Genomic DNA, 13,003 nt, shown 5'->3' on the forward strand with positions numbered 1-13,003 from the left:
GAAGGAGTTAAAATGAAACTTAAATTAATCCTCAAACAGTCATGAAAAGATTATAAGAACAAGAGTATACTTTACTTTGTTTTCATAATCTTTTTGACAATTATATTGGGAATTATTCTTGGTATTTTATCGTTTATAACTTTTGCTGAAATGAATATGAAAGATACTCATCGATCAAGATATGGTGGACAAATATATGTGCAAAACAATTTAGTTAGTAAAAATTATGTTAGCAATGAAGGTATTAAATTAACAGACAGAAGCATAGTTGACGCACAAGGTAAGCTTAATAATTATATTTATAACAATCTTAATTTAGAAACAAAATATAAAATAGGTGCTCAGTATGACGAAATCATTGATGTATATATCGATTTAATAGGTCAATATTTTAAGGGGAACATTAAAACATTTAGATATTCTTCATCACAAAAAAAACAGGAATCTTTAGCAAAAATTAACAAACCAGAAAATTTAACTATTGATATACAAACACTTATTCAAATTAATGAAGATCTTTATAAAAATTTATCATTGATTTCAAGCGAACTTTATATGCTTTACTTATATGATGGTTTAAAAGACAAATATACATTTTGATCTCACCCCGTTGAATGAAATATTAAAGATCAGTTTAAAAATAATCTTACATTATCTTTAAACCCAAATTATAGAGATAATTTTAGAAATGATGAAGAGTTCAATAAATATTCTGAATTTAATCCTAATGAAGCAAGTAACTTTAAAATTTATAATGAAAAACCTACTTCTGAATTTTCAATTGAAGATAGAGAAAAAATTTATAAAGGTCAATTTGTTTATACAACCCCAAGATATTTAGAGTTGAATAATTTAAAAATTGGAGATACAATAAAAATTTTTCGTAATGAGACTTCATATGATTTTTTAGTTAAGGGTACCATAATGACTCCTTATTTAACAACAATGAATTATGATCAAGGTAAAATGACAACTGGCTTACAAGGATATTATTATTTATTAGGTAATAATAGAAAAATTAGTGACAATGAAAATGATTTGAGACTAGATAGCCAAAGATTAAGTTATTCAATTTTAAATAAAAATATAAAAAAAGTTAATGAAGATATATCTAATTTCATGAATGATGGTTTTTATTATTCAAAAGAGCTAGATCAAAATGGCAATTTGAAATCAACTTATTTAAGTACTTTATGAAATGACATTTATAAAACGGATGTATATAGTGTTACATACAATTTGCTTTCAAAAATTTTATTAGTTATTATAATTGGTCTGCTTTTAATTATTTTTATTGTTTTTTATTTTATGTGTGAAAATTTTTCAAAGTTAAATAAAGAGACTTATTATAATTTAAAAGCAATGGGTTGTGGTAATGTTACATTGACTTTAATTTCATCTATATCTGCAATTATTCCTATTTTAATTTCATTTATATTTTCTGTATTCATTTCACTGCCAATTGCCAAGATGTTCGCAGTATCAGTAGCTACAGCATATTCTTTTTCATGGCCAGAAGTAATGTTAACTTGAAAATTACTTATTTATACAATAATTATTGTTTTTGGAATATTTGGAATATTTATGCTTAATAACTTTATTGTTATATCTGGTAAGAAAGCAAAAATAAACAGATTTAAAGAAAACAAAAAGCCTTCAAATTTTATTATGAGTACTAAAAAAATTATTACTCCGTTACCTAGCAGAACAAGAATTGGTTTATCATTTGCTTTATCCAATATAGCAAAAAATATTTATTGCTTTATTATATTATCTTTAGTTTTTACGGTAATATTATTTACTTTCCAATTTAATACCTCAGTTAATAAATCAGCTAATTCAATGGTTAGTTTTGCTAGTCCTGAAATTTCAATAAAATATCAAAGCAGTTCGTGAGATTTTAAAACAAATTATTCGATTGATGAAAAAGGTGAAAAGAAAATCAGTTATGATTTTTCTACTGAGCAAATAACAGATTATAAAGAAATTGATGATCTTATTAACGTGTCAGATTATGAAAGTCTAATAGGTATGATAATTAATACGTCATTTGAAAATGTTTCAAATAGTTTTTATGCAGAAGCTTCAAATTACATGATAACAGGAGAATTTATTTGAAATGTTGCTGAATCAATAAAAACTGAAGAGGAACTAAAAGTTAAAATTATTAACCCGTTAATATTAGCTATAAGTATTAATTCACAAATACCACCACAAGAAAAAGAAAAAGTACTAAATTGATTAAAAAATTCTGAAAATCAAAAAACAATTTGAACATACTATAAGTTACTACAAGATAGAATTTTTAGTTTAAAAACTGATCTTGATGACTTAGGTATTGAACAAGAATCAGTTTTTCCAATTAACTTGTTGTTTGGAAAAACTGTAATAATACCTGGAACCAAAAACTATTGAAGTTCAAGTGTGAAGTTTTCCAATATTTCTGATGGGAAAACTTGAGGTAGTGCAACTTCTGTTGCGGCAAGTAAGCAACAACCCCATAATAATATTCAAACAATTTCTGAATCAAATTCAGCTGCAATTGGTAGCACAATAACAAAAATTAAAATGCCAAACGGCAATCAAGTTTCAGCATTAAAGGTAGAAGTGGCAAAACCTTTAGCAGACAGATACGGAATGCGTTCTGGTCATACAATGTTAATGAGTGTAGAATCTTTGAAAACAAATGAAATTTCAGAAGTTAGAATTCCTATCTACATTTCAGGCATAAGAAATGATGATCTTTTAACTAAAAATATATATTTTGAAAAATCAGATTATTTTAAAGTTTTAAAAGAGACGCTTGAAAGTAGAGCAACACCATTTATTACACAAACTTATGATAGTGAAGTTTTAAAAAAATCTGAATGAGAAAGTTATGAAAATCTAATAGATGAAATAATAAATAAATCAGAGTCAAATGACCCTATTGAAAATCAAATTTTAAATAATTCACAATTTTCAAAAAGTGATATACCAGTAAATCTAAGGTATTTAACATTACCTAAAGTTTCTAATAAACTTGTTTACGACTTAGTTAAAGAAGAATCAACTACTATGCAAAGTGATAGAACAGATTTATTAAGTTATTGAGATAAAGTAGACTCACCAGATAAATTTTGAAGTTCTAAAAATGGTTTATATTTAAATTCACTTTCTAAAGATGTATGAAACTATAGATTAATTAGAGACGCAATTTTATCTAAAGCTGCTCCATTCCAAAATATTATGAGAACACTTGATCAGTCTTTAGTTGGTATGGTTTTAGCTATATCATTAGTTTTGATTTCACTGATTTTATTTGAAAATAAAAATACAATTATTTTATTTAAGTCTCTGGGATATAAAACTAGAGAAATTAACAAGTATCTTGTTACTGGATACCTGATAGCAGCAATTGGAGCCTTAATCACAGCACTTGTAGTAAACAAATATATTATAGGTTACTTATCACCTGTAGTATATGAAACTGCCGGCATTTCACTAACATATGTCTTAAGTTATTCTTACATTTTATATGGTGTAATTCTTACTTCAAGTTTTATATTATTAATATTAGGTTCAATTAAAATATATACGAAAAGACAAAATCCAAAAGAAGTAATTAAATAAGGAGAAAATATGATTAAAATAAATGAAACAAAAAAAGCTATTAAATTAATAGCGGTAAAAGATAACTCTAAAAATAAACTAATAAAAGATAAACCAGGACAAATAACTTTAATATCAGAAGATAAAACAGTTTATTTAGTTCTTAAAAAAGATGAAGAAACATTTACTGAACAAATTTCAGCGGGTATCAAATCTGTTATTTCAAATTTTGATTTTGATATAGATATAGAAATAGATTCTTTTGAAACAATATGTAAAGGTACAAAAAAAGAAACAATTATTAAAACAATTTTTGAAACAATTTCGTTTGAAACACACAAAGGTTTATCAATTGCTAAAACAGAAAAAGAAGTAAATTATAATTTAGTGTTTACCGGAGATTTTAAAAACTTAATTTCTGAATTAAAAATTATTTGTGAACAAATTAATTATGCTAGAGATTTACAAGACACACCACCAAACATTGGAACTAGTGAATATTATGCTGAAAAATTAGTTAATGATGCAAAAGGAATAAAAGGATTAAAAGTTACTGTTCTAGGTAGAAAAGAAGCAACTAAATTAAACATGGGACTATTCTTAGGAGTTAATGCAGGATCAGCTCATGAACCAAGAATTGTTGTTATGGAATATTGTGGAGATTCTTCAAAACCAAAAACAGGATTAGTTGGAAAAGGAATTTGCTTTGACTCTGGAGGATATAACTTGAAACCTTCAAATTATATGGAAGGAATGAAATTTGATATGTCAGGAGCAGCTGTTGTTTTATCAGCAACAATGGCATTAGCAAAAGCAAATTCAAAGGCCAATATTGTAGCAATTGGTATGTTTACAGATAATAAAATTGGTCAAAATGCTACTCTACCAGATTCTGTTATTGAATCAATGAGTGGAAAAAAAGTTTTAATTTATGATACAGATGCAGAAGGAAGATTAGTTTTAGCTGATGGTATCAGTTATCTAGTTAAAGAAAAAAATGTTGATCAAATTATTGATGCTTCAACTTTAACTGGAACAGTTTTATTTGCTTTAGGGCACAATGCAACAGGAGCTTTTTCTCATTCAGATGAATTAATTAAAGAATTAAGCAAAGCATCTGAAAAATCAGGTGAAAGATTTTGAAGATTACCAATTTTTAAGGAACATTTAAAACAAGTTAAAAAAGATGCTGCTCCCTTAGCAGATTTAACAAATGCTTGCAAAGTGAGATACGAGGATTGTTCATATGCTGCAGCGTTCTTAAATGAATTTGCAGAAAATAAGCCGTTCTTACATTTAGATATTGCAGGAACAGCAGATAAAGAAAATAAAGGTCAAGGTGTTTTGGTTAAAACATTATTTGAAATGTTGAAATAAAGTGGGTTTCCACTTTTTTCTTTTGTTAACTACTTATTGTTTAGTGGATTAAGTGCTATAATTTTTTTAAATAGAAAGATGGTATATATTTATGATTACATTAAATAAAAAAAATCACGATATTAAATTAGTTGCTGTTGGTGACAACAAAACTAATGAGTTTATCAAAGACAGTGCGGGAGCAGTTACATTTATTTCAGAAGATAAAACAATCTATTTAGTTATTAAACAAAAAGGATGTAGAATAAAACAAATTAAAGCAGGTTTAAAATCAGCTTTAGCAAATTACAAACAAAATTTAAACATTGATTTAGATTCAATTATTAATCAATTAGGAGAAGAAAATAAAGATTTAGTTTTCAATACTGTTTATGAAACAATTTCATTCTTATCACATGATGTTATTTCATTTAAAAAAGATTCAAAACCAAACAAAGTTGAATTTAATATTCAAACATCAAAAGATTTCTCAGAATTAGAAACAGCAGCAGTTATAAAAACAGAATTTATTAACTATGCTAGAGATTTACAAGATACACCACCAAATATTGGAACAAGTGAATATTACGCTGAAAAAATTTCAAAAGATGCAGAAAGCATTGAAGGATTAAAAGTTACTGTTCTAGGTAGAAAAGAAGCGGAAAAATTTGGAATGGGACTATTCTTAGGAGTTAATGCAGGATCAGCTCATGAACCAAGAATTGTTGTTATGGAATATTGTGGAGATTCTTCAAAACCAAAAACAGGATTAGTTGGAAAAGGAATTTGCTTTGACTCTGGAGGGTATAACTTAAAACCTTCCGCATCAATGTTAGGAATGAAATTTGATATGTCAGGAGCAGCAATTATGTTATCAACAACTATGGCGTTGGCAAAAGCAAAAGCAAAAGCCAATGTTGTTGCTGTAGCAATGTTTACAGATAACAAAATTGGTCAAAATGCAACTTTACCAGAATCAGTTTTAACTTCAATGAACGGTTTAACTGTTGAAATTAACAATACAGATGCAGAAGGACGATTAGTTTTAGCTGATGGAATGACATATGCTATTAGAGAAAAAGGTGTTGATCAAATTATTGAAGCATCAACTTTAACAGGAGCATTAGTAGTTGCTTTAGGAAGTTCAGCTATTGGTGTATTTACTCATCAAGATGAATTATGAAATACTTTTGAAGCTGCTTCATTACAAACAAGAGAAAGAATGTGAAGATTGCCAATCTTCGAAGAACACTTAGAAAGAGTTAAATCTGGTGCTGTATTAGGAGACTTATCAAATGCCGTTAAAGGATATGAAGGAAGTTCAACAGCAGCTGCATTCTTAAATGAATTTGCAGAAGAAAAACCATTCATCCACTTTGATATCGCTGGAACAGCTGATATTGATGGACGTGGTCAAGGTGTTTTGGTTAAAACATTATTTGAAGTTTTAAAATAGCAAAAAATAATCATAAGTATTCGCTTATGATTTTTTTAAATAGAAAGAGAATATATGATAACAATAAATAACAAAAATTTGGAATATAAACTAGTTGCTGTTTCAAATAATGAAAAAAACAAAAATATATGCGATAAGGCTGGGTCTGTAACCTTTATTAGTGAAAGTAAAACATATTTTTTGGTAATTAAGAAAGACTCAATGTCGTATTTAAGACAACTAAAATTAGGATTATCTGATTTTATAAAACAAATTAAAGGTAACACAAATATAGATTTTAAAAGCATTATTGAACTAATTAAAGATATTAAAGAAGAAATAATATTTAATGTGATATGCGATGTTATTTTGTTTGAAACTCATAATTTTGTAACATATAAAAAAGATGTTAAAAATAATCAATACATAGTTAATATTGATTGTTCTAATGAAATGCAAGGCTTATTAGAAGAAAATATTTTAAAAAATAAATATGTAAATTATGCTAGAGATTTACAAGACTTTCCACCAAATATTGGAACAAGTGATTTTTATGGTAAAAAACTTTTATCAGATGCTTCAAAAATTGAAGGATTAAAAGTAAAAGTATTAAAAAATAAAGAATTAAAAGATTTAGAAATGAATCTTGTTTTAGCAGTAAATCAGGGTTCAAATCATGAAGCAAATGTTGTAGTAATGGAATACAATAATAATCCAAACGGTGAGAAAGTAGCACTTGTTGGAAAAGGGATTTGTTTTGATACTGGTGGATATGACTTAAAATCTACAATGTTTATTGAAGGCATGAAATTTGATATGACTGGTGCAGCAATTGTTATGTCTATTGCAATGGCATTAGCAGAAGCAAAAGCAAAAATTAATTTTGTTGCTATTGGTTTATTTACAGATAACAAAATTGGTCAAAAAGCTGTATTGCCTGAATCAATCATAAGATCAAAAAATGGTTTAACTGTTGAAATTAACAATACAGATGCTGAGGGAAGATTGGTTCTAGCAGATGGTATAACATATGCTATTAGAGAAAAAAATGTAGATGTTATTTATGATATTGCAACTTTAACTGGTGCAACTGCAATGGCATTGGGTGAATCTGCGTCAGGAGTATTTACAGAGTTTGATGAAATGTGAAATAAGCTAAGCACAGCTTCAAAGTATACAACAGAAAGATTTTGAAGATTACCAATCTTTGAAGAACACAAAGAACAAGTACAAAATGATTCAGTTTTAGCAGATTTAACTAATTCATGTAATAAGGGTCCAGGTGGGTCAACAGCAGCGGCTTTTTTAACTTTCTTTGCAGAAAATAAAAAATTCTTACATATTGATTGTTCAAGAGTTGTAAGAGTTGGATTAAAAGGCCAAGGATATATTGTTAAAACAATGTTTGAAATGCTTAAGAAATAATTACTGATTTTTTGATATATAATAACTAATAAGAAAATAGAGGAATAAATATGAAAATTAATACATGAACATTTTACGATGCAAAAGATTTAGTTGACGTACAAATGAACCCACTACTAAGTGGTGATATAGTATTCTTAGTTTTAAGACCTGATATTAATCAACCAAATAGATTATTAGGTTTTGGCTTACCAAAAGATAAATCTGCTACCGTAATTGTTGATTTACAAAATAAAGAATTATCTCATGATGATGTTTACGCAATATTTAAAGGGAATTTAGGAATTACTCAGTCTCAAAATTTAAAACCAATTGAGATCAATGGTACTAATCTATCAACACCAATTAGATTGGAAAATATAGAAAAACTGGTTGAAGTATATAATGTGTTCTTTAGAACAGAGTCAATTGAATTTGATACAAATGATTATGCAACTGAAGAAGATTTAGCAAGACCTGACATTTTTACGGAATTAGATTTTAATAAAATTGCTCTTCCAAATATTTTGCAAAGTTTACAAGCAGGGATGACTGAATATAATAAGCAAATGGAATTCTTGCAAAAAACTGAAATGCCAAATGAGGAAAGAAAAGATAGAATTGTTTCTCTATCTGTCTTACAGTCTAATCTAATTTTATTTTTTGATAATGCATTAAGAAAACTAAATAATGTTGTTATTGAACAACAAGAAGAAATTAATAAATTAAAGAACAAATAAAATTAACAGGATTATAAATAACTATTTTATATAATAAATATTTTAATATATAATTAAAAAGTAATTTAAAGATAAAGGAGTTATTAATGAAGGTTCTTATCAATGTAATAAAAATAAATAGAAGAATATCAAAAATAACTCAAGTAATACAAAAATAATCTCATTTTGCGCAAAAGTGCATGAGATTATTTTTTATTTAGAAAAGGATTTTTTATGAGAGAAATAAATTCATTAGTAGTTGTTGGTAGTCAATGAGGTGACGAAGGTAAAGGTAAAATGACAGATTATTTTGCACAAAAAGCAGATGTGGTTGTCAGATTTGCGGGTGGTGATAATGCTGGTCATGTTATAAATTTTAACGGTCAAAAACATAAAGTTACAATCATACCATCAGGAATTTTTAATCCTGAAGTCACAAGTGTAATTGGTAATGGGTGTGTTGTTAATTTAATTAACTTAGTTAAAGAATTAGAAACAATTCAAAAAAGTGGAGTTAAACTAGGTAAACTTTTAATTTCAGATAGAGCGCAATTAATTCTTCCTTATCACATTTTAATTGATGGTGCTCAAGAAGAAGCCAGAGGCGCTAGAAAGATTGGGACAACAAAAAGAGGTATTGGTCCAACTTATCAAGATAAAGCAGCTAGACTTGGTATTAGAATAGCAGACATAGAAGAAAAAGATTTTAAAGAAATTTTTAAAGAAATTTTTGATTATCAAATGATGTTTTTAAATAAAATGTTTAATGTTGATTCAATTAGTTTTGATAAAACATATTCAGAATTAATGAAAGCTTATGAAGTAATAAAAGATTGCATTACTGACACAGGAATATTTGTTGAAAAAGCTATTAAAGATGGTAAAAAAGTTTTATTTGAAGGTGCACAGGGTGCTCTTTTAGATATTGATCATGGAACTTATCCATATGTTACAAGTTCAAATACATCAGCAAATAATGCATCAACAGGTACTGGTATATCTCATAAATTAATTAATAATACTCTTGGAGTAGTTAAAGCATATTCAACAAGAGTTGGCGCAGGAGCATTTCCAACTGAATTATTAAACGAAATTGGTGATGGAATTAGAGAGCGTGGACATGAATATGGTTCAAACACAAAAAGACCAAGACGTGTTGGTTGATTAGATTTAGTAGCTTTAAAACACGCAATCAGAACTTCTGGAATCGATTATTTATTCATAACACTGCTTGATGTATTATCAGGTGTAGATGAATTAATGATTTGTGATAAATATATTTTAGATGGTAAAGAAATTAATTATATTCCTGCAACAAGTTTAAAACATGAAAAATGTGAAGCTAAATATATTTCAATGCCAGGATGAAAAGAGGATATAACTCAAGTTAAATCTTTTGACGATTTGCCATCAAATGCGAAAAAATACTTAAATAAAATTTCAGAAATTTGTGAAATTGAAATAACTGGATTTTCAGTTGGTCCAGATAGACTGCAAACTGTAATAACAAAAGAAATAATGTAGGGAAATTTAGGTTTAATATGATAAAAAGATATTCAGTGAAAAAAATCGAACAGATTTGAAATGAAAGTAACAAATTAAACGTTTGATTGGACGTTGAAAAAAAAGTGACTTTTGCATGAATGAAATTGAATGTGATTTCTAAAAATGAATACAATTTAATAAATGATAATGCAAAAATAAATATTGAAAGAATGTTAGAAATTGAAAAAGAAACACGTCATGACGTTGTTGCATTTACTAGAGCTATATCTGAAACTTTAGGCGCTGAAAAAAAATGAATTCATCTTGGTTTAACATCAACTGATATTGTTGATACTGCTCAAAACAAATTGATTCAACAATCGAATGAAATAGTTTTAGAGTCACTAAATAGTTTGCAAAATACTTTAAGAGAAAAAGCTATACTTTATAAAGAAACATTAACAATGGGAAGATCACATGGTATTTATGGTGAACCAACTTCCTTAGGTTTAAAGTTTTTATTATGATTTGATGAGATACAAAGACAAATAAAAAGATTTTCTTTAGCAAGAGAGCAAATTGAAGTTGTGAAAATATCAGGTTCAATGGGTAACTATGCAAATTTAGAATTTGAGATAGAAGAAATTGTTGCTCAAGAAATGGGATTAGGAATTGATAACATTTCAACACAAGTAACTCAGAGAGATAGACATGCATTTTTAATTAGTGTGTTTGCAAATATTGCTTCTACGCTTGAAAAAATAGCAACTGAAATTAGATTATTTCAGAGAAGTGAAGTTCAAGAATGACATGAGGGATTTAAGCCAAATCAAAAAGGTTCAAGCTCAATGCCACATAAGAAAAATCCTATTAGTTCTGAAAACATAACAGGACTTTCAAGATATTTAAGATCTTTTACAAATACTGCGTTTGAAAACAATGTTTTATGACATGAAAGAGACATATCACATAGTTCAAATGAAAGGATCATATTTAGTGATGTATTCAATGTTTTGGTTTATACACTTGAAAGATTAAATGAAACACTTAATGATTTAGTAATTGATGAAGACAAAATGTTAGAACACATAAATTGTCAGTTCAATGTTTTTTATAGTCAACCAATACTTAATTATCTGTTAATTAACTGCGATGAATCAAGAGAAGAAATATATGACTTTATTCAGAAGTGTACTTTTGAAACAATGAATAATAAAATTGATTTTAAACAATCATTAATAAATAACAACATAGGGAAATATTTACAAAATATAAGTGTTCTTGATGAAATTTTTAACATAAACTACTTTATTAGGAATGTTGAAAAAATATATAATAGAACATTAAATAAATAATTTGATATTATAAAGACAAAAGGGGAAAATAGAAATGCTTTCAAAGAAGGAAAACGTGCATATATTTGGTTTAACTCAAGGGGTTGAGTTAGCTCAAGAAATTTGTGATATATTAGGAGTAAAAAGAAAAGAAGTTAAAACTTTAAAATTTGCCGATGGTGAAATTTTAATTGAATCATTAGATTCAGTGAGAGGTAAAGAAATTTTTGTAATTCAATCTACTTCAACACCGGTTAATGAAAGCATCATGGAATTACTAATTGCTATTGATGCTTTCAAAAGAGGTAGTGCAGAAAAAATTAACGTTGTAATTCCATATTATGGTTATGCTAGACAAGATCGTAAGGCAAAAGGGAGACAACCAATTACGTCAAAATTAGTAGCTGATTTATTGACAAAAGCAGGTGCTGACAGAGTTATGACAATTGATATACATTCACCACAATCAATGGGATTCTTTGATGTACCAATGGATAACTTTTACACTGCTCAAACATTAGCGACTGAGATCATAGATACTATCGAAGTTAAAAACTGAGATCCGGCTAACTGTATTTTAGTATCTCCAGATTATGGAGGAATGACTAGAGTTCACAAAGTTGAATCATATACAGGCGGAGTAACTAATGGAATTGCAGTTATTGGAAAAAGAAGACCAGAACCAAATAAAGCAGAGGTTGAGTTTGTTCTTGGGGATATTAAAGACAAACACTGTTTCATTATTGATGACATGATTGATACAGGTGGAACAATTATTAATGCAGCTAAAGCTTTAAAAGAACAAGGAGCTAAAGATGTACATATATTTGCTTGTCACGGATTATTTAATGGTCCCGCAAAAGAAAGAATGGAAGCAGCTATAAGCCAGAATATAGTACAAGAAGTTGTTGTTACTAATACAATTCAATTAGCTGAAGAAAAAAAATTCAAAGGATTAAAAGTTATATCAGTTGCACCGTTATTAGCCGAAATGATTGATTCATCAATTAGTCATGAATCATTAACTGAGGTTTATAACAATAAAAAACAAATTATTTGAGATAGAGCTCAATGTATTGTTAACAAATTTAAAAAATAATTAAGAGGTAAAAAATGAAATTAATAGTAGGATTAGGAAATCACGGTTCTCAATATGAGATTACACGACATAATGCTGGATGAATAGCATTAGATCAACTTATTGAAAAATATGGTTTTACTCAACAAAAAACTGAACATAACTCAATAATTTTCTTTTCAACTATTAATAATGAGAAAGTTCTTTTTGTTAAACCTCAAACTTATATGAATAATTCTGGAATAGCAATTCAAGCAATAATGCATTACTATAAAATTGGAATTAAAGATTTAATTATATTGCATGATGAAAAGGATTTTCCTGTAGGTAAAAATCAATTCAAAATGAATGGATCAGCTGCTGGACATAATGGAATCAAATCAGTTATTCAATATTTGGGAACTCAAAATTTTAACAGATACAGAATTGGAATTGGTCAACCAGAACAAGGTTGAAAAATAATAGATTGAGTGCTATCAAAATTTAGATCTGATGAATTAGAAAACATAATATCAACTTCAAGAAATATTTCAGAGTTTGTTAATGAGTGGACAAAAGGTGTAACATTTCAAAATATAATGAATAAATATAACTCATAGTT

The 13,003-nt window shown here is 27.4% G+C and carries 9 protein-coding genes; all 9 read left to right on the top strand.

What is annotated here, in order from left to right; genetic code table 4:
* Positions 1-12 precede the first annotated feature (12 nt).
* The 9 genes from MCOLE_RS00395 (at position 13) to pth (ending at position 13,001) form a co-directional block, all read left to right on the top strand.
* On the top strand, positions 13-3,612 hold the full coding sequence (locus MCOLE_RS00395) for an ABC transporter permease (RefSeq protein WP_100670499.1): 3,600 nt from the start codon (positions 13-15) through the stop codon (positions 3,610-3,612).
* Positions 3,613-3,621: 9 nt separating this feature from the next.
* Positions 3,622-4,968: a M17 family metallopeptidase gene (locus MCOLE_RS00400; protein ID WP_100670501.1), complete on the top strand. Its 1,347-nt coding sequence runs from the start codon at positions 3,622-3,624 to the stop codon at positions 4,966-4,968.
* Positions 4,969-5,059: 91 nt separating this feature from the next.
* Complete coding sequence (locus tag MCOLE_RS00405; protein WP_100670503.1) at positions 5,060-6,403, top strand: M17 family metallopeptidase; 1,344 nt, start codon at positions 5,060-5,062, stop codon at positions 6,401-6,403.
* A gap of 54 nt (positions 6,404-6,457) precedes the next feature.
* Positions 6,458-7,807, top strand: a complete 1,350-nt coding sequence (locus tag MCOLE_RS00410; protein ID WP_100670505.1) for a M17 family metallopeptidase — start codon at positions 6,458-6,460, stop codon at positions 7,805-7,807.
* 50 nt (positions 7,808-7,857) lie between these two features.
* Complete coding sequence (locus tag MCOLE_RS00415; protein ID WP_100670506.1) at positions 7,858-8,526, top strand: hypothetical protein; 669 nt, start codon at positions 7,858-7,860, stop codon at positions 8,524-8,526.
* Positions 8,527-8,739: 213 nt separating this feature from the next.
* The gene (locus MCOLE_RS00420) at positions 8,740-10,029 is read left to right on the top strand and encodes an adenylosuccinate synthase (RefSeq protein WP_100670508.1); all 1,290 of its coding nucleotides are present in this window, start codon (positions 8,740-8,742) and stop codon (positions 10,027-10,029) included.
* Positions 10,030-10,046: 17 nt separating this feature from the next.
* Positions 10,047-11,345, top strand: coding sequence for an adenylosuccinate lyase (purB, locus tag MCOLE_RS00425; protein ID WP_100670510.1), 1,299 nt, complete (start codon positions 10,047-10,049; stop codon positions 11,343-11,345).
* A gap of 34 nt (positions 11,346-11,379) precedes the next feature.
* Entirely contained in the window at positions 11,380-12,423 is a 1,044-nt protein-coding gene (locus tag MCOLE_RS00430; RefSeq protein ID WP_100670512.1) for a ribose-phosphate diphosphokinase, read from the top strand.
* 14 nt (positions 12,424-12,437) lie between these two features.
* Positions 12,438-13,001 (top strand): aminoacyl-tRNA hydrolase, encoded by a 564-nt coding sequence (gene pth / locus MCOLE_RS00435; RefSeq protein ID WP_100670514.1) that lies wholly within the window; start codon positions 12,438-12,440, stop codon positions 12,999-13,001.
* Positions 13,002-13,003: the final 2 nt, after the last annotated feature.

Origin of the sequence: Mesoplasma coleopterae (assembly GCF_002804245.1) — a bacterium.
Lineage (GTDB): Bacteria > Bacillota_I > Bacilli_A > Mycoplasmatales > Mycoplasmataceae > Mesoplasma > Mesoplasma coleopterae.